Below are 16,634 nucleotides of genomic sequence, written 5' to 3'. Positions count from 1 at the left end.
GAGCCGGCTCGCGCTCACTCCCGCAGGATCGTCAGCACCTCCGAGCGGAACTCGCGGCCGTAGAGGATGGCCACCACCAGCACGGTCGCACCCAACATCGCCAGTGGCGAGAAGATCCAGGCCATGGCGGCAAACGAAAAATAGTAGGCGCGCAAGCCGTCGTTGAAGGTTTCCGCCGCCGCCCCCACCAGGGCGCCGGCCCGGTCAGCGTAGGACTTGGCGTCAAAGCGGCCCGAAGCGAAGTCCTCCGCCGGCGGCATGGAGCCGATGACCAGCGCGACGAAGGTGTACTGGCGCATCGACCAGGAAAACCGGAAGAACGCGTACACAAAGATCCCCACCAGCACGAGGATCTTGAACTCGAACACGAGGATGGGCGTGGGCTGGGCGAACGGGATTTCGCGCACCAGTTCGGCGGCCTTGTCGGTGGTGCCCAGCAAGGCAAACAGGCCGCCGATGATGATGATCGAAGTCGACGAGAAGAACGACGGCGTGTGCGACAGATTCTGCACGATCACGCCGTCGAGCATGCGCGGGTCGCGCGCGGTGGCCTGCAGCATCCAGAAGCCGCGGTAGCGGTTCGTGGTGGCGATCAGCGAGCGCTGGCGGATGCCCCAGAACCTCGCAAACCAGGCGTAGCCGATCCACAGGGCAAAGAACGCCGCCAGCGCCAGCCAGTCCACCAGGGGCAACAGCGAGAGGACTTTCATCGCAGCCCCCAGGGCGCCGCCCGCGAACCGGCCAGCCGCGCGCCGCGGCCCATGCCGATCAAGGGCACGCACCGGGTGATCTTTAACCGGGCCGACAACATGGAGGGCATTGTAGGAGTCGGCCTGGGCAGAACCTGATCGCAGCGTCTGGACAGCACCTGGTCATCGGAGCCGGCTTCGGACCTGGCGAGCGTCAGCCCTGGCGCTTTGCGTCCACGCTCCAGCCACCGGCGCCATGGGCTGCCAGCACGAGCAGGCCGCCGACCACCGCGATATTCTTGAAGAACATCAGTTGCTGAACCATCTGCATCTCGGGCGGCACCGCCCAGTAGGCGTGGAAGATGACCGTGGCTGCCAGCGTGAACACGGCCAGCACCAATGCCGCCGCGCGGGTGCCGAAGCCGGCGATCAAGGCCAGGCCGCCCAGCACTTCAACCCCGATCGCGATCAGCGCGCCCACAGTGGGCAGCGGCAGCCCCTTGGAAGCGATGTAGCCCACGGTTCCGGCGAAGCCGCCGATCTTGGTCAGGCCCGCGGGAAGAAACAGCAGGGCCAGCAGCAGGCGGCCGGCGAGGGACAAGGGATTTTGAAGCGCGTTGGACATGGAGATTCCTTTGAATGGGTTGAAGTGGAAAAAGAAACGAAACGAATCCGTCAGGGAGCCAGGTCGAACACGAGAACTTCGGCCTGCCGGCCTTCGCTCAGGGTGATCCGGCTTTCGGCAGACAAAAGGGCCGCATCGCCGGTGTCCAGCGCCTGGCCGTTGACTGCGACGCTGCCGCGGGCCACGAACACATAGGCCTTGCGCGCCGGGTCGATGGGCAGGACGGCCGCCTCCGTGCCGTCGAAAAGGCCGGCGTAGATCCGCGCGTCGGCGTGAATCGTCACCGAGCCGGCGGCGCCATCCTTTGATGCCACGAGCCGCAGTGCGCCACGCTTGTCGGCCTCGGGAATCGTCTTCTGCTCGTAGCTCGGCGGGATGCTGCGCACGTCGGGCTCAATCCAGATCTGCAGGAAATGTGTGGTCTGCCCCGCGGCATGGTTGAACTCGCTGTGCATCACGCCGCGCCCGGCGCTCATGCGCTGAACATCGCCAGGCGGGATGCCCTTGACGTTGCCCATGCTGTCCTTGTGCGCCAGGTTGCCCTCCAGCACGTAGCTGATGATCTCCATGTCGCGATGGCCGTGCGTACCGAAGCCGGTGCCGGGCGCGATGCGGTCTTCGTTGATGACGCGCAGGTTGCCCCAGCCCATGTGGGCAGGGTCGACATACTCGGCAAAAGAGAAGCTGTGATACGACTGGAGCCAGCCGTGATCGGCATGGCCTCGTGCCTGGGATTTGCGAAGGGTCAGCATGGTGTGCTCCTGTGAAGACTTGACTGTAGGGACGAACGGCCCGCCACCGTTGCAGGCAGATTGATGACATCATTCATATAATTTGAATTGAATAGACCCCATCATGCAAACAGCCCGTGATGCCTTGACCCCCGACGCTCTGGCCATGCTGCAGACGATCGCCGACACCGGCAGTTTCGCGGCCGCCGCGCGGGCGTTGAATCTGGTGCCCAGTGCGCTGACCTATCGCGTGCGCCAGATCGAGGACGCTCTGGACGTGCTGCTGTTCGACCGCAGCTCACGCCAGGCGCGCATGACCGAGGCCGGCGCGGAGCTGCTGCGCGAGGGCGGCCGACTGCTGCAAGACATCGACGCAGTGGCCAACCGCGTCAAGCGCGTGGCCACCGGCTGGGAACCGCAGCTGACCGTCGCCGCCGACGGCCTGATGGCGCGTCCGGTGCTGATGGAGCTGGCCTGCGCCTTCTTCCAGCTGGAGCCCCCCACGCGCTTGCGCATCCGCGACGAAACGCTCTCCGGCACGCTGCAGGCGCTGACCTCGGGGCAGGCCGACCTGGCACTGGGCGTGAGTCCGGGCCCGGGCACCGCGGCAGGCCTGCACAGCCAGCCCATGGGCAGCGTGGGCTTTGTCTTCGCGGTGGCGCCCCACCACCCACTGGCCGCGGGTGACGGCGTGCTCGATGACGACGATCTGCGCAGTCACCGTGCCGTGGCCGTCGCCGATTCAGTGCAGCGCGGCAGTGGCGTCACGGTCAGCCTGCTAGGCGGGCAGGACGTGTTCACGGTGCCCACCATGCAGGCCAAGCTCGACGCGCAGCTTCGCGGGCTGGGCGGGGGCTTCCTGCCCGAACCCATGGCGCGGCCTTACATTGAAACCGGCCGGCTCGTGGTGCGCCGCGTGGCGCGTGCCCCGCTGGTGGCCCATCCGCGCTATGTATGGCGCTCCGGCGACCGACCCGGGCGGGCGCTGCAGTGGTGGCTCGACCAACTGCAAAGCCCGGTCACCCGGCGGGCGCTGCTGGAGCAGCACCACCATTGAAAGCGGGTAGAGTGCGCACTATCCGCAGCCCGTCAACACAACGAAAAGAGACCGCCATGCCACAAGCACCCCGAGGCCCCCGACATTTCGCCGTGATCGGCGCTGGCATGGCCGGCATCGCCTGTGCGCGCACCTTGGTGCAGGCTGGCCACAGCGTCACCGTGTTCGAGAAGACCGTCTCTCCCGGCGGGCGCATGGCCACGCGCAGTTCGCCTTTTGGCAGCTTCGACCACGGCGCACAGTACTTCACCGTGCGCGATGCGCGCTTCGCCCGGGCCCTGGAAACCGTGCCCGGTCTGTGCAAGCCCTGGAGCGCCAATGCCATCCGCGTGCTCGATGCGCACGGCCGCGTGACCGAGGCGCCATTGCCCGCGCGGGAGTCGCATTGGGTGGCCGTGCCGGGCATGAGCGATCTGGTCACGCAATGGGCGCAGCCACTGGCGGCGGCCTGCCAGCTCGAACTGAAGACCCGCGTGACCCGCATCGAGCGCGATGCGTTGGACCCTGCCGGCTGGCAGCTGCGCACCGAGGCCGGGGAAGCGCGGCACGTGTATGGCGGCTTTGATGGCGTCATGCTGGCGCTGCCCGCGCCGCAGGCGGCCGACCTGCTGGCCACGTCCGGCCTGTCACCGAAAGGCCTGCGCAAGCTCGCCAGCGTGGACATCGCACCCTGCTGGACGCTGATGCTGGCGTTTCCGAACGCGATGCAGCCCGATCTGGTCACGCTGGGCCCGCAATGGAATGCCGCGCGCAGCACGCACCACCGCGTGGCCTGGCTGGCCCGCGAGTCGTCCAAGCCCGGGCGCACGCCCACGGAACGCTGGACCGTGCAGGCCAGCGCCGAGTGGTCCCGCGAGCACCTGCAGGACGACCCCGCCCGCATCGAGGCCAAGATGCTGAAGGCGTTCACCGAGGTGACCGGCATCTACGCCGCGCCTGCCCATACGGCCGTGCACCGCTGGCGCCATGCGCGCACCGTCAAGCCGCTGGGACAGACGCACCTCTGGGATGCCCACACCGGCATCGGCGCCTGTGGCGACTGGTGCATCGGCCACCGCGTGGAAGACGCCTTTTTGTCGGGGCTGGAGCTGGCGCTGGCCGCCGGCTGACAGCGGGGAGCGTGGGAGCCACCGAGCCGCCGCCGGGCCGCCCCAAGGCGGCGAGCGCCCCCTCGGGAGGCAGCGAACCACGCGCAGCGGGGAGCGTGGGGGCTCTTCCTTACCGGGGCCGTTTTGCCCCCTCTCCCACCGGACCACTGCACGCCGGCTCTCTGGTTGCCGCGCTGGCGAGCTGGCTGGATGCGCGCGCCCACGGCGGACAATGGCTGGTGCGGATCGAGGATGTGGACACGCCGCGCTGCGTGGCCGGCGCCGACCAGACCATCCTGGCCCAGCTGACCGCCTGCGGGCTGGTCCCGGATGAGCCGGTGGTCTGGCAGTCACGGCGGGGGGCTTTGTACCAGCAGGCGCTGGACCGGCTGGTGGCGCAAGGCCTTGCCTACCCCTGCGCCTGCTCGCGCAGTGACATCGAAGCCGAATGGGCCCGCCGCGGCGTCGTGCGGGGCCGCCACGGCGAGCTGGTGTATCCCGGTACCTGCCGCAACGGGCTGCACGGGCGCACCGCACGCGCATGGCGGCTGCGAACCGGTTATTTCGAACAAAATCAGCCTTTACCCAGCGTCGATTGGTCTTCATCAGCTATTCAATCCATAGCACCCGTTTCGACCGATGACCCTTTCGCGCCCGAACCCACGGACCCGGTGATCCGCTGGGTGGACCGCCGCCTCGGGCCCTGCCATCAGGACGTCGCAGCCGAGGTCGGTGATTTCGTCCTCAAACGCGCAGACGGGCTGTGGGCCTACCAGCTGGCCGTGGTGGTGGACGACGCCGACCAAGGCATCACCGATGTCGTGCGCGGCGAAGACCTGGCCGACAACACGCCACGGCAGATCCTGCTGCAGCGCGCGCTCGGCCTGTCCACCCCGCGCTACCTGCACACGCCGCTGGTGCTCGGGCCCAACGGGGAGAAACTCTCCAAGCAGAATGGCGCAGCGGCGCTGGACACTGGCGATCCGCTGACGGCGCTCAATGCCGCCGCCGCCGCGCTGTGCCTACAGCAGGCGAGCGGCCCGCTGGCTACCGCACTCGCGTTCTGGGCCGATGAATGGGGCAGGGTCTGGAGGGCGCCACACGCCGCCACCGCCGCGTCCGTGCGCTCCGGGGCAACACCTACAATCCGCACCCCGTCCCCCGACCCGCCGAGAAACACACCGCCATGACCGATCCCCGCCACGACTTGTCCCGACCGGGGCCCGCCAAAGGCACCCACCTGCGCCAGATCAAGAGCTATGTGCTGCGCGCCGGACGCATGGGACCGGGGCAGGAGCGCGCGCTCGAAGCGCTCGGCCCGCGCTTCGTGTTGCCGTACGACCCGACCCTGCGCTTCGATCCGATGGCCGCCTTCGGCCGGGACGCTCCGCTGATCCTGGAAATCGGTTTCGGCATGGGTGACGCCACCGCCCATATCGCCGGCCTGCGGCCCGGCGACAACTTCCTGTGCTGCGAGGTGCATGAGCCCGGCGTCGGCGCCCTGCTCAAGCGCATCGGCGAACAGCAGCTGACGAACATCCGCATCCTGGCGCACGATGCGGTCGAGGTGCTGGACCATATGCTGACCGAGGCCACACTGGACGGCGTACACATCTTTTTTCCCGACCCCTGGCACAAGAAGAAGCACCACAAGCGCCGCCTGATCCAGCCGCCCCTCGTCGCCAGGCTGGCCACGCGCCTCAAACCCGGAGGCTACCTGCACTGTGCCACCGACTGGCAGCCCTACGCCGAGCAGATGCTGGCCGTGCTGGGGGCCGAGCCGATGCTGGCGAACACAGCCGATGCGTCGCTGGGCGGCTATGCCCCCAAGCCCGCTTACCGGCCGTTGACAAAGTTCGAGAACCGCGGTCTCAAGCTTGGCCACGGGGTCTGGGACCTGGTGTTCCAGCGCCGCTGAAACCATCGGCGCGACGCCACATCGCCCGGCGCTCGCCATGCGCTGCATGCATGGCCTGATAGCAGATCGGCCATCCCAACGCGTTGCCGGACCGCCGGGTCTCGGGTATCGTCGCACATCTTCCCAACAGGACGTTTCGGCGTCAGAAAGCAGCCATGTTGATGCCGCGACGCAGAACCCTCCTTCAGGCCGGCGTGGCGCTGACCGTGACTTCCGCTGGCGTCTCCTGGGGCCAGGCTCCTGCGGGGCGCAAGATCATCCTTGGTCAGTCGGTGCCGTTGACCGGCGCTGCCAGCGAGATCGGCCTGGCCTTCGCGGCCGGCGCCAAGCTGTACGTGGACGCCTTCAACGGACGCAAGAATGGGCCAGGCTGGACGTTGGAGCTTCGCCAGCTCGATGATGGCTACGATGCCACCCGGGCCGCGGCCAATGCGCGCAAGCTGCTCGCAGACGGCGCTGATGTCCTGTTCGGGTTTGTCGGCACGGCCAGCGCCGAGGCCGGCGCCGCGGTGGCGCGCTCGGAGAACGCGATCTTCTTCGCCCCGTTCGCCGCTTCCGATACCTTGCGTGAAGCAACGAGCAACCATGTCTTCCACGTGCGCCCTGGCATGACGGACGAGGCCTTCAAGATGGTGCGCCATTGCGCCACGCTGGGCCAGAGCCGCATCGCGGTCGTGGCCGAGGACGATCCCATGGGTCGCGCGGGCCTGGCGGCCGTCAACCTGGCCATCGCCGAGCTCAAGTTGCCCCCGCTGGTGGCTTCCGCGTTTGTTCCGGTCAACAGCGACAAGGTCGATGCGGCCGTGGCGTCCGTCATCAAGGCGCAACCCCAGGCCGTCATTCAGGTCTCGTTGTTCAACACCACGGCCGCCTTCATTCGCAAGATGCGCAAGGCCAGCTACGGCGGCACCTTCATGAATTTCTCGGCGGTCGGCATCGACCCGCTGTTCACCGCCTTGGGCAATGAAATCGGCGGCGTGGTGGTCTCGCAGGTCGTGCCCTCACCGCGCAGCACCACCACGCCCATCGTCAGGGAGTACCTGGCGGTCCTTGAAAGCACCGACCAGACGCCGTCCTACGAGAGCCTTGAGGGCTTCATCGCTGCCAAGACGCTGGCCGAAGCCGTACGCCGGACGGGCAAGACGTTTGACAAGGCCCGCCTGCAGTCGGCCATGGCCACGATGACCGATTACGACGTCGGCGGCTTTCGCATCAACCTGCGTGCCGGCACGCGGGATTCGACGCGGGCCATCGACCTCGTCACGATCCGCCCCGACGGCAAGGTGGTCCGCTGATTCCGTCCCGCGACGGCGTCGGCGCCAGCCGTGTCGCCGTACCTCCAGGCCCCTGGGTCACTCTGCTGGATTTCCTGGCCGAGCGCCTGCCAGGCGTCCCCCGGGAAACCTGGGCGCAACGCCTGGCCACCGGCCACGTGTTCGATGACGCCGGACAGCCTGTTGCGGTCGATGCGCCCATTCGCACCGGACAAGTTCTGCACTACTACCGCGACATCGCGGACGAGGCTGTGATCCCGTTCGATGAAACCATCCTGTTTCAGGACGATTGGCTGGTGGTGGCCGACAAACCGCACTTCCTGCCGGTCACGCCGACCGGAGGCTATGTGCAGCAAACCCTGCTGGTGCGCCTGAAGCGCCGCTTGGGCATCGAGCACCTGGCGCCGATCCATCGCATCGACCGTGAAACCGCGGGCCTGACGCTGTTCGCCGTCCAGCCCGCCACGCGCGACGCCTACCATGCGCTGTTTCGCCAACGCGCCGTCACCAAGACCTATGAGGCGATCGCGGCCAGCCCCGGCGTGCAGCCGTTTCCGCGCGTCCATCGCAGCCGCATCGTGGAAGATTCGTCCGCCTTTTTCCGCATGGTCGAGACGCCCGGCGAGGCCAACAGTGAAACACGCATCGAGGTGCTCGAAGTTCGTGGCACCCACGCGCGCTATGGCCTGCAACCGCTGACCGGGCGCCGCCACCAGTTGCGCGTCAGCATGGATGCGCTGGGGCTGCCGATCATCGGCGACCAGTTTTACCCTACCGTGCGGCGCGGCCCGCGCGAGCCAGAAGACTTCAGCCGACCCTTGCAGTTGCTGGCACGCACCATCGCCTTCACCGATCCGGTCACCGGCCAGGCGCGCGCCTTCGAAAGCCGGCGTTCGCTGCAGTGGCCCGAGCCCGACGCCTGAATGCGGGCCCCGTGATTCACTCTCCCATTGGCAGGACCCGCCGGCAGGCGGCCTGATTCAACCGGATCTCAGCGGGTAAAGGCCTGCTGCAGGGCTTGAATCAGGATCTGGCGCGACTGCTCCCGCGCTTGGGCATCTGCCCCCACATGCACGCCCTGACCGGGGTTGACGCCATTGGGCACATCGCGACGCAGGGTCAGCGCGGCCTTGCCGTCGAAGCCATGATGGGCGCCTTCAAAAGCCTCCACCCGCACCGCATACCCGCTTTTTTCGCTGGCCAGCACCTGACAGGGCGTGGATGGCGTCCAGTCGTCGGCCAGCCCGACCAGCAGCAAGGTGTCTGACACGGGGCGGTAGCCGCGGCGCCCCTCCGTTTCACAGCCGGGGTAGAAGGCCGCGGCATAGCGCGGTCGCGTCCGGCTTCTTGCCACCTCGGAATGATTGAGGTTGGTGGCGGACAGCACCGTGCTGCCGCCATTGGACCAGCCAAGCAAGGCCAGCCGGCTGGCATCCACGCCGGGTTGTGCCGCAAGCCACTCGAGCGCCCCCAGAGCATCACGGCGCCGCTGGATCTGGGTGACCTTGCGGGTGCCTTCGCGCTGGGTGCACAGCTCGGTTTCGCCACGCGGCGACAGCGAATCGACGGCGATCGCATCCCAGCCCTGGGCGTTCAACAGGGCCGCATAGTCGCGATACCGTTCGGCGGGCTCGCCGTTTCGGTTCAACATGCCCCTGCAGCCGTGCAGCATCACGACCACCGGCGCCGGGGCGCGGCTTGGCGCCCCCTCGGCGGGCGCACGGAACCACCAGGCCGGCAACATGATCGCCAGCCCGTCGGGCGCATCCAGGCTGGGAAATTCCACGCGCTGCGGCCCGGATGACGCGGCATCGTGCGCAGGGGCCCGCGCACCGGCTCCTGTCGTCAAGAACAAGGTCAAAAGGGCACAGGCCCAGCGTCGAATGGTCATGAAACGCTATCAAAACGAAAGCAAATCAAAGGCAGGGCATGCCGCACCTTCATCTGCAAGCGGGGGCGACAGAAAACCTCGCTGGCCGCGCGCAACCGGCACATCGGGTGCCAGGCGGGCCGCTGCGCTTCAGACCCGCTCGCCGACCCACGCCTGCACCGAGGCCAGGGCGCTGGCCAGCTTGCTGGGCTCGGTGCCGCCGGCCATGGCCAGGTCCGGCTTGCCGCCGCCCTTGCCACCGACCTGCTGCGCCACAAAGTTGACCAGTTCGCCCGCCTTGACCTTGCCCAGGGTATCGGCCGTCACGCCGGCGGCCAGCTGCACCTTGTCGCCGTCCACCGCGGCCAGCACGATGGCGGCGGTCTTGAGCTTGTCCTTGAGCTTGTCCATCGTCTCGCGCAGGGCCTTGGCGTCCGCGCCTTCCAGCCGCGCCGCCAGCACCTTGACGCCGCGGATGTCCACCGCCCTGTTCACCAGCTCGTCGCCCTGGCTGGAGGCCAGCTTGCCCTTCAGGGCCGTCAGCTCCTTCTCCAGCTCGCGCGCCTGCTCCAGCATGGCGCTGATACGCGCCGGCACCTCGCCCGGGGTCACGCGCAGGGTGCCCGCCACGCCGCCGAGAGTGGCCTCCATGCCCTGCACATAGGCCAGCGCGTTCAGGCCGGTGACCGCCTCGATGCGGCGCACGCCGGCGGCCACGCCACCTTCGGCAATGATGGTGAAAAAGCCGATGTCGCCGGTGCGCTGCACATGGGTGCCCCCGCAAAGCTCACGGCTGGTTCCGATGTCGAGCACGCGCACGGTCTCGCCGTATTTCTCGCCGAACAGCATCATGGCGCCGGTCTTCTGCGCCGACTCGATGTCCATCACGCGCGCCTGGGTCGGCACGTTCATCACGATTTCGGCGTTGACGCGCAGCTCGATCTCGCGGATCTGGACGTCGGTGAGCGGCGCGTTGTGCGTGAAGTCGAAACGGGTGCGCTCGGCATTGACCAGCGAGCCCTTCTGCTGCACATGGCCGCCCAGCACTTCGCGCAGCGCCTTGTGCATCAGGTGGGTGACCGAGTGGTTTCGCACGGTCGCACCGCGCACCAGGGTGTTGACCCGGGCGGCCACATGGTCGCCCACGCTCAGCGTGCCCTCGGCAAGCGTGCCGTGGTGGCCGAACACGTCGGACTTGATCTTCTGTGTATCGGCCACCTCGAAACGCGCCGACCCGCTGACCAGTTCGCCCTCGTCGCCCACCTGGCCGCCGCTTTCGGCGTAGAACGGCGTGGTGTCGAGCACGACGACCCCGTTCTGCCCGGCTTTCAGCTCGGCCACGCTGACGCCGTCTAGGTACAGGGCGACGATCTTGGCGGCCCGTTCTTCCAGGTGCTCATAGCCGGTGAAGGTGTTGCCGGGCCCGGTGTACTCCAACGCCTTGTCCATCTTGAACTTGCCGGCCGCGCGTCCCTTGGCCTTTTGCTGCTCCATGGCGGCGGCAAAGCCGGCACCGTCCACCTCGACACCATGTTCGCGACAAACGTCTGCCGACAGATCAAGCGGGAAGCCGTAGGTGTCGTGCAGCTTGAAGGCCACGTCGCCAGGCAAGACCTTGGTGCCACCGGCCAGCGCCTCGTCCAGGATCTGCATGCCGGTGGCCAGGGTTTCGAAGAAACGCTCTTCCTCGACCCGCAACACCTCGGTGATGCGGGCCTCCTGCGCGGCAAGGTTGGGGTAGGCCGCGCCCATGAGCTGCACCAGGTCTTTCACCAGCTTGTGGAAAAACGGCGACTTCTTGCCCAGCTTGTAGCCATGGCGGATGGCGCGGCGCACGATGCGGCGCTGCACGTAGCCCCGGCCTTCGTTGGAGGGAATCACGCCGTCGCTGACGAGGAACGCGGTGGCGCGGATGTGGTCGGCAATCACCTTGAGCGACGGGTTGCTCAGGTCGGCGACGCCAGTTTCCCGGGCAGCCGCCTTGATCAGCACGTCGAACAGGTCGATCTCGTAGTTGCTGTGCACGTGCTGCAGGATGGCGGCCAGGCGCTCCAGGCCCATGCCGGTGTCCACGCAGGGCGCGGGCAATGGCGTGACCGAGCCGTCTTCCTTCATGTCGAACTGCATGAACACGTTGTTCCAGATCTCGATGAAGCGGTCGCCATCTTCGTCGGGGCTTCCAGGCGGGCCGCCGGGAATGTGGTCGCCGTGGTCATAGAAGATTTCACTGCACGGGCCGCAGGGGCCGGTGTCGGCCATCATCCAGAAGTTGTCGGACTTGTAGCGCCCGCCCTTGTTGTCACCGATGCGGATCACACGCTCAGGCGGCAGGCCGATCTCCTTGGTCCAGATGTCGTAGGCCTCGTCGTCCTCTTCATACACCGTGGCCAGCAGGCGCTCGGCGGGGAGCTTGTAGACCACGGTCAGCAGTTCCCAGGCCCACTTGAGCGATTCGCGCTTGAAGTAGTCGCCGAAGCTCCAGTTACCCAGCATCTCGAAGAACGTATGGTGGCGCGCGGTGTAACCCACGTTCTCCAGGTCGTTGTGCTTGCCGCCGGCGCGCAGGCAGGCCTGTACCGAGGCGGCGCGCACATACGAGCGCTTGTCAGTGCCCAGGAACACGTCCTTGAACTGCACCATGCCCGAGTTGGTGAACATCAGCGTCGGGTCGTTGCCCGGCACCAGCGGGCTCGACGCCACGACCGTGTGGCCCTTGGAGGCAAAGAAGTCGAGGAAGCTCTTGCGGATATCAGCGACGGAGAAAGTGGGAGTGCTCATTGTTTTGGGTGGTTTGCCGTGCCGGCCAGCGAGCGCGAACCGCACGTAAAGGCTTGATCTGCTTGAACATTCGATTATAGGTTTGGGGCTCACGGCGTGACTGACACGGAATTGCCAAAGCGCTATGCTCTGCGGCTGGAATAATTGCTTAACAGGTTAAATAAATCGCCGGCAACGGCCGCGCCACAAGGAGACGAACCATGGACATGAAGACTTCCCCCCTGGCCCTGCTGAAGGACCCCACCCTGCTCAAGACCGATGGCCTCATCAACGGCCAGTGGGTGTCTGGCGCCAGCCGCTTCGAGGTGCTGGACCCGGCCACCGGCCTGAAGCTGGCCGACGTGGCCAACCTGGGCCCCGCCGATGCGCAGGCCGCCATCGGGGCCGCGAACGCGGCCTGGCCCGCGTGGCGTGGCAAGACGGCCAAGGAGCGCAGCAACATCCTTCGCAAATGGTTCGACCTGCTGATGGCCAACCAGGACGACCTCGGCCGGCTGATGACGGCCGAGCAGGGCAAGCCCCTGCTCGAGGCCAAAGGCGAAGTGGCTTATGGCGCCAGCTTCGTCGAATGGTTTGCCGAAGAAGCCAAGCGCGTCAACGGGGAGACCTTGCCGCCGTTCGATCCCACGCGACGCCTGATGGTGCTGCGCCAGCCGATCGGCGTGTGCGCGGCGATCACCCCCTGGAACTTCCCGCTGGCGATGATCACCCGCAAGGTGGCCCCGGCTCTGGCGGCCGGTTGCCCGGTCATCATCAAACCCGCCGAACTGACGCCGCTGACGGCGCTGGCGGCGGCCGAACTGGCCATCCGCGCCGGCATTCCGGCCGGGGTGATCAACCTGCTGAGCGCCGACAGTGACCACTCGATCGCGATCGGCAAGGTGCTGTGCGAAAGCAGCGTGGTGCGCCACCTCTCCTTCACCGGCTCTACCGAAGTCGGCCGCATCCTGATGGCCCAGAGCGCCCCCACCGTCAAGAAGCTGTCGCTGGAACTGGGCGGCAACGCGCCGTTCATCGTGTTTGACGACGCTGACATCGACAGCGCAGTCGAAGGGGCTTTCGCGAGCAAATACCGCAATGCCGGCCAGACCTGCGTCTGCTCGAACCGGCTCTACGTGCAGGACGGCGTCTACGATGAATTTGTCGAGAAATTCGCTGCCAAGGTCAAGACGGCGAAGGTCGGCAACGGCTTCGAGGACGGGGTCAACCAGGGCCCGCTGATCGAGGAAGCCGCGCTGGAGAAAGTGGAGCGTCATGTGAAGGATGCGGTGGCCAGGGGCGCTCGCGTGCTGGTCGGCGGCAAGCGCCTGTCCGGCCAGTTCTTCGAGCCGACGGTCGTGGCCGACGCCACGGCGGACATGCTGTGCGCCCGCGAGGAAACGTTTGGCCCGTTCGCCCCGGTGTTCAAGTTCACCACCGAGCAGGAGGCCGTCGACGCGGCCAACGCCACCGAATTCGGCCTGGCCAGTTACTTCTACAGCCGCGACGTCGGCCGGATCTTCCGTGTCAGCGAAGCGCTGGAATACGGCATGGTCGGCATCAACGTCGGCATCCTGGCCACGGAGCACGTGCCCTTCGGTGGCGTCAAGCAGTCCGGCCTGGGCCGCGAAGGCTCGCACCACGGCATCGACGACTACGTGGAGCTCAAGTACCTCTGCCTGGGCGACATCCTCAAGTAAACTAACGGCTTCGCGGGTGTAGTTCAATGGTAGAACGGCAGCTTCCCAAGCTTCATACGCGGGTTCGATTCCCGTCTCCCGCTCCACACGGATCTTCTGCAAGCCAGGCCTGCTGATCGACCTCAGCACGGGTGTGCTGGCCTCCCTGCCTGGCAAGCCGACTCGTAACGTTGTGCCAACCCGGTCGGGCCCGGACGGGTTTGTGCCAATGGCTGCACGTCGGCGTTTTGCTAAGCTCGTGCCATCCTTCTGCCCACCCGCCCAAGCCCATGTCGACTTCCCAGGAACCTGCAACCGACGTTGGTCCGGTGCGCCGCTTCGTGACGCCTGGCTACACGCCAAAAGCAACCACCCTGGGGCAGCTGCGCCAACGAATCGATTCACTCGACGAGCAGATCGTTGCGCTTCTCGCTGAGCGGGCCTTGTGCGTGCGCGACGCGACACGCTTCAAGCGCGACGCCTTCCAGGTCGCTGCCCCCGAGCGCCAGGCCGCCGTGTTTTCGCGCGTGCGCGAACTGGCCACGCGCCATGAAGCCGATTTCCCGGGTCTGCCCGACCTCGTCGAGGCCACCTACCGCACGCTGGTCGGTGGTTTCATCGCCGGTGAAGGGCGCTTTTTCCATGAAACCGAACTGATTCCATCGCCATGAACCACCGTTACCGCCCCACCGTGTCCACCTGGCTGAAGCGCCTGGCCGCACTGGCCCTGTCGCTTGCTGGCACTGCTGCCCTGGCCCAGGCGGCTTGGCCGAGCAAGCCGATCAAGCTCGTCGTGCCTTACGGCGCCGGCTCGTCTCCGGACGTGATTGCACGCATCATGGGCGAGAAGCTGGCAACGCGACTGGGCCAGCCGGTCATCGTCGAGAACCGCGTCGGTGGTGGCGGCAACAACGGCACAGGCTCGGTCGCCAAGTCTCCCGGCGACGGCTACACCTACGTGATCAGCACCAACGGCCCGCTGGTCTACAACACCGTCCTGTACAAGAAGCTGCCGTACGACCCCTTCACCGAACTGCGGCCGGTCGTCCTCGCCGGCGGACAAGCGAACGTCTGCACGGTTCGTGCCGATTCCGGCATCAACTCGTTGCAGGAACTTGTCGCGGCAATGAAGAAGAACCCGGGCAAGTTCAACTTCTCGTCCACAGGCGTCGGCAGCCTGTCGCAACTGGGCGTCGAGTTGCTCAAGGTGAAGACCGACACCTATGCCGTGCACATTCCTTACGCCTCGTCGCCGCTGGCCGTGCTGGCCATTCTGCAAGGCGATGTGCAATTTGCCTGCGTTCCGGCAGTGGCCGTGCTCCCGCAGGTCAAGGCTGGCAAGCTGCGCACGCTCGCGGTGTCGACTGCGCAACGAAGCCAGTTGACCCCGGACATTCCCACGATGAAGGAAGCCGGCCTTCCCGAGATCGAAAACCTGGCCTGGATGGCCGTGATGGCGCCGGCCAGCACGCCCACCGACATCGTGCAGCGCATGAACCGCGAAATCAATGCCGTTCTGGCCATGCCCGAGGTCCGCGAAAAGCTGCACGCCCAGTACATGGAGCCGATCGGCGGGACACCGGAAGCGCTGCAGAACTTCATGCAGCAGGAACTCCGGGTCATGACCCCGATCATCAAGCGCACCGGCATCACCATCGAGTGAGTGATGATCGGCGTCCAGGTCATCCGGCGCCCAGCCGGTGACGAGGAGATCGAGCGGGCGCTGGCGCAACTGGACCAACGTGCCTGCATCTACTTCGGATGCGATGCCGGCGTCGCAAGGAGTATGCCTTGGACTGGCATCTCGTCCCGTCCCGGTTCCTGCGCCCGGTCCTTGAAAGCGATGGACTTGCTGCGCCAATACATCTCGGCTCAACGAAAAAACGACTACCCTTGACCCCGGACTTCCGCTGTTGATTGGTACGGTGGCAGGTCATCACCACCTTCGGACGTTGAGCATCGCACCGTATGGCTCCCTGATGGCGCGACGTTCGAAGTCTGGCCAGGAGCGTCGCAGCAAAAAGAACTTCGTCCAGCGCCAAATGCTTGGCATTCCCGATGAATACATCCCTCGTGGCAGCCCAATCCAGCACGCGCAGGGTCACGCGTCAAAATCGATCACGACCTTGCGCTTCCATCCGGGCGTCGCTCACCCAATCGCCCTCGGACATCGCACGTATAGCGACTCGGAGAAAACCTGGGTCTTCGTTGGTGACACAACAAGTTTAGGAGTTCATCCCTAACCAAATAGCGATTGGCAGACTATATTTCTAGCGTCTTTTGGATGGTAGAAGTCTTTTTGATGGTTGGTATTCTTTATGCTGGAGGCCTTGATGGTCAAGAAACTGCAAAAAACAAGCGCTGCGAAAAAATCCCCGGCTCAACTTCCCGGCGCGGTCAAAGATTCGGCGCAACAAATCTGGCTGGCCGGACTGGCCGCCTTCACCAAAGCCCAGAATGAGGGTGGCAAGGTGTTCGAGACTCTGGCCAAGGAAGGCCTCTCGATCCAGCGCAAGACACAGGCTGCGGCTGAAGAAAAGATCACTGAAGCGACCAGCAAGATGGCCAACATGGCGACCGGCATCACGTCCAAGGCCACCGGCCAATGGGACAAGCTGGAGAACATCTTCGAGGAACGCGTGGCCAAGGCCTTGAACAAGCTGGGCGTGCCTTCGTCCAAGGACGTCGACGCCTTGATTGCCCGCATCGACGAACTCAACAAGAACGTGCAGCAGCTGTCAGCCAAGGCGGCCGCTTCCGCCAAATCGGGTGCTCCCAAGACGGCTGCGGCAAAGCCGGCCCGCAAGAGCGCACCCAAGTCCGCCAAGAGCGCCGCCAAGCCCGCGACCAAGCGCGCAGCGACGCGAAAGGCAACTGCGCCCGTCAAGACGGAAGCGGCTGGGGCATAAGGTGCAAAGGATGATCCCGGTTGGCCTTCGGGCCGCA

General features: G+C 66.2%; 16 protein-coding genes and 1 tRNA gene. 12 read left to right on the top strand and 5 right to left on the bottom strand.

The window, feature by feature from the left end:
* Window positions 1-14: 14 nt before the first annotated feature.
* From ACMUOY_RS05600 to ACMUOY_RS05590, 3 genes are all read right to left on the bottom strand, one after another.
* Entirely contained in the window at window positions 15-710 is a 696-nt protein-coding gene (locus ACMUOY_RS05600; protein WP_413891714.1) for a DUF599 domain-containing protein, read from the bottom strand.
* Between the two features lie 193 nt (window positions 711-903).
* Window positions 904-1,314 carry a DoxX family protein gene (locus ACMUOY_RS05595; RefSeq protein WP_413891713.1) on the bottom strand — a complete coding sequence of 137 codons (411 nt, stop codon included), beginning with the start codon at window positions 1,312-1,314 and terminating at the stop codon, window positions 904-906.
* 50 nt (window positions 1,315-1,364) lie between these two features.
* Complete coding sequence (locus tag ACMUOY_RS05590; protein ID WP_413891712.1) at window positions 1,365-2,066, bottom strand: pirin family protein; 702 nt, start codon at window positions 2,064-2,066, stop codon at window positions 1,365-1,367.
* 103 nt (window positions 2,067-2,169) lie between these two features.
* Between ACMUOY_RS05590 and ACMUOY_RS05585 the strand changes: the two genes are divergently transcribed.
* The 6 genes from ACMUOY_RS05585 (at window position 2,170) to ACMUOY_RS05560 (ending at window position 8,305) form a co-directional block, all read left to right on the top strand.
* On the top strand, window positions 2,170-3,102 hold the full coding sequence (locus tag ACMUOY_RS05585) for a LysR family transcriptional regulator (protein ID WP_413891711.1): 933 nt from the start codon (window positions 2,170-2,172) through the stop codon (window positions 3,100-3,102).
* A gap of 56 nt (window positions 3,103-3,158) precedes the next feature.
* Entirely contained in the window at window positions 3,159-4,211 is a 1,053-nt protein-coding gene (locus ACMUOY_RS05580) for an NAD(P)/FAD-dependent oxidoreductase (protein ID WP_413891710.1), read from the top strand.
* Window positions 4,212-4,306: 95 nt separating this feature from the next.
* Window positions 4,307-5,380, top strand: a complete 1,074-nt coding sequence (gene gluQRS / locus ACMUOY_RS05575; RefSeq protein WP_413891709.1) for a tRNA glutamyl-Q(34) synthetase GluQRS — start codon at window positions 4,307-4,309, stop codon at window positions 5,378-5,380.
* Complete coding sequence (trmB, locus tag ACMUOY_RS05570) at window positions 5,377-6,108, top strand: tRNA (guanine(46)-N(7))-methyltransferase TrmB (protein ID WP_413891708.1); 732 nt, start codon at window positions 5,377-5,379, stop codon at window positions 6,106-6,108. Before gluQRS ends, trmB begins: the two co-directional genes overlap by 4 nt.
* Before the next feature lie 161 nt (window positions 6,109-6,269).
* Entirely contained in the window at window positions 6,270-7,403 is a 1,134-nt protein-coding gene (locus ACMUOY_RS05565) for an ABC transporter substrate-binding protein (protein ID WP_413891707.1), read from the top strand.
* 137 nt (window positions 7,404-7,540) lie between these two features.
* Window positions 7,541-8,305 (top strand): pseudouridine synthase, encoded by a 765-nt coding sequence (locus ACMUOY_RS05560; RefSeq protein ID WP_413891706.1) that lies wholly within the window; start codon window positions 7,541-7,543, stop codon window positions 8,303-8,305.
* A gap of 68 nt (window positions 8,306-8,373) precedes the next feature.
* Here the strand turns inward: ACMUOY_RS05560 and ACMUOY_RS05555 are convergent, their stop codons facing one another.
* Window positions 8,374-9,273: a dienelactone hydrolase family protein gene (locus tag ACMUOY_RS05555; protein WP_413891705.1), complete on the bottom strand. Its 900-nt coding sequence runs from the start codon at window positions 9,271-9,273 to the stop codon at window positions 8,374-8,376.
* Window positions 9,274-9,402: 129 nt separating this feature from the next.
* The gene (alaS, locus tag ACMUOY_RS05550) at window positions 9,403-12,030 is read right to left on the bottom strand and encodes an alanine--tRNA ligase (RefSeq protein WP_413891704.1); all 2,628 of its coding nucleotides are present in this window, start codon (window positions 12,028-12,030) and stop codon (window positions 9,403-9,405) included.
* A gap of 200 nt (window positions 12,031-12,230) precedes the next feature.
* Between alaS and ACMUOY_RS05545 the strand changes: the two genes are divergently transcribed.
* From ACMUOY_RS05545 to ACMUOY_RS05520, 6 genes are all read left to right on the top strand, one after another.
* The gene (locus ACMUOY_RS05545) at window positions 12,231-13,709 is read left to right on the top strand and encodes an NAD-dependent succinate-semialdehyde dehydrogenase (RefSeq protein ID WP_413891703.1); all 1,479 of its coding nucleotides are present in this window, start codon (window positions 12,231-12,233) and stop codon (window positions 13,707-13,709) included.
* Between the two features lie 12 nt (window positions 13,710-13,721).
* Window positions 13,722-13,795 (top strand) — tRNA-Gly (locus ACMUOY_RS05540).
* A 183-nt stretch (window positions 13,796-13,978) separates the two neighbouring features.
* Window positions 13,979-14,359, top strand: coding sequence for a chorismate mutase (locus tag ACMUOY_RS05535; RefSeq protein ID WP_413891702.1), 381 nt, complete (start codon window positions 13,979-13,981; stop codon window positions 14,357-14,359).
* Window positions 14,356-15,351 carry a Bug family tripartite tricarboxylate transporter substrate binding protein gene (locus ACMUOY_RS05530; protein ID WP_413891701.1) on the top strand — a complete coding sequence of 332 codons (996 nt, stop codon included), beginning with the start codon at window positions 14,356-14,358 and terminating at the stop codon, window positions 15,349-15,351. The genes ACMUOY_RS05535 and ACMUOY_RS05530 overlap by 4 nt, the downstream gene beginning before the upstream one ends.
* A gap of 3 nt (window positions 15,352-15,354) precedes the next feature.
* Entirely contained in the window at window positions 15,355-15,585 is a 231-nt protein-coding gene (locus ACMUOY_RS05525; RefSeq protein ID WP_413891700.1) for a hypothetical protein, read from the top strand.
* Between the two features lie 436 nt (window positions 15,586-16,021).
* Window positions 16,022-16,597 carry a phasin family protein gene (locus ACMUOY_RS05520; RefSeq protein WP_413891699.1) on the top strand — a complete coding sequence of 192 codons (576 nt, stop codon included), beginning with the start codon at window positions 16,022-16,024 and terminating at the stop codon, window positions 16,595-16,597.
* Window positions 16,598-16,634 lie beyond the last annotated feature (37 nt).

Origin of the sequence: Candidatus Skiveiella danica, from assembly GCF_022705245.1 — a bacterium.
Classification (GTDB): Bacteria; Pseudomonadota; Gammaproteobacteria; order Burkholderiales; family Burkholderiaceae_C; genus Skiveiella; species Skiveiella danica.
Note: the sequence above shows the minus strand (reverse complement) of the source record. Positions and strands in the feature narration are given on the sequence as shown.

What these genes read in the sequence shown, in the direction of transcription:
- ACMUOY_RS05600 (WP_413891714.1), bottom strand. Translation starts at nt 710, where the DNA reads ATGAAAGTCCTCTCGCTGTTGCCCCTGGTGGACTGGCTGGCGCTGGCG.
- ACMUOY_RS05530 (WP_413891701.1), top strand. Translation starts at nt 14,356, where the DNA reads ATGAACCACCGTTACCGCCCCACCGTGTCCACCTGGCTGAAGCGCCTG.
- ACMUOY_RS05535 (WP_413891702.1), top strand. Translation starts at nt 13,979, where the DNA reads ATGTCGACTTCCCAGGAACCTGCAACCGACGTTGGTCCGGTGCGCCGC.
- ACMUOY_RS05545 (WP_413891703.1), top strand. Translation starts at nt 12,231, where the DNA reads ATGGACATGAAGACTTCCCCCCTGGCCCTGCTGAAGGACCCCACCCTG.
- ACMUOY_RS05590 (WP_413891712.1), bottom strand. Translation starts at nt 2,066, where the DNA reads ATGCTGACCCTTCGCAAATCCCAGGCACGAGGCCATGCCGATCACGGC.
- ACMUOY_RS05520 (WP_413891699.1), top strand. Translation starts at nt 16,022, where the DNA reads ATGGTCAAGAAACTGCAAAAAACAAGCGCTGCGAAAAAATCCCCGGCT.
- alaS (WP_413891704.1), bottom strand. Translation starts at nt 12,030, where the DNA reads ATGAGCACTCCCACTTTCTCCGTCGCTGATATCCGCAAGAGCTTCCTC.
- ACMUOY_RS05595 (WP_413891713.1), bottom strand. Translation starts at nt 1,314, where the DNA reads ATGTCCAACGCGCTTCAAAATCCCTTGTCCCTCGCCGGCCGCCTGCTG.
- ACMUOY_RS05580 (WP_413891710.1), top strand. Translation starts at nt 3,159, where the DNA reads ATGCCACAAGCACCCCGAGGCCCCCGACATTTCGCCGTGATCGGCGCT.
- ACMUOY_RS05585 (WP_413891711.1), top strand. Translation starts at nt 2,170, where the DNA reads ATGCAAACAGCCCGTGATGCCTTGACCCCCGACGCTCTGGCCATGCTG.
- ACMUOY_RS05555 (WP_413891705.1), bottom strand. Translation starts at nt 9,273, where the DNA reads ATGACCATTCGACGCTGGGCCTGTGCCCTTTTGACCTTGTTCTTGACG.
- ACMUOY_RS05525 (WP_413891700.1), top strand. Translation starts at nt 15,355, where the DNA reads ATGATCGGCGTCCAGGTCATCCGGCGCCCAGCCGGTGACGAGGAGATC.
- ACMUOY_RS05565 (WP_413891707.1), top strand. Translation starts at nt 6,270, where the DNA reads ATGCCGCGACGCAGAACCCTCCTTCAGGCCGGCGTGGCGCTGACCGTG.
- trmB (WP_413891708.1), top strand. Translation starts at nt 5,377, where the DNA reads ATGACCGATCCCCGCCACGACTTGTCCCGACCGGGGCCCGCCAAAGGC.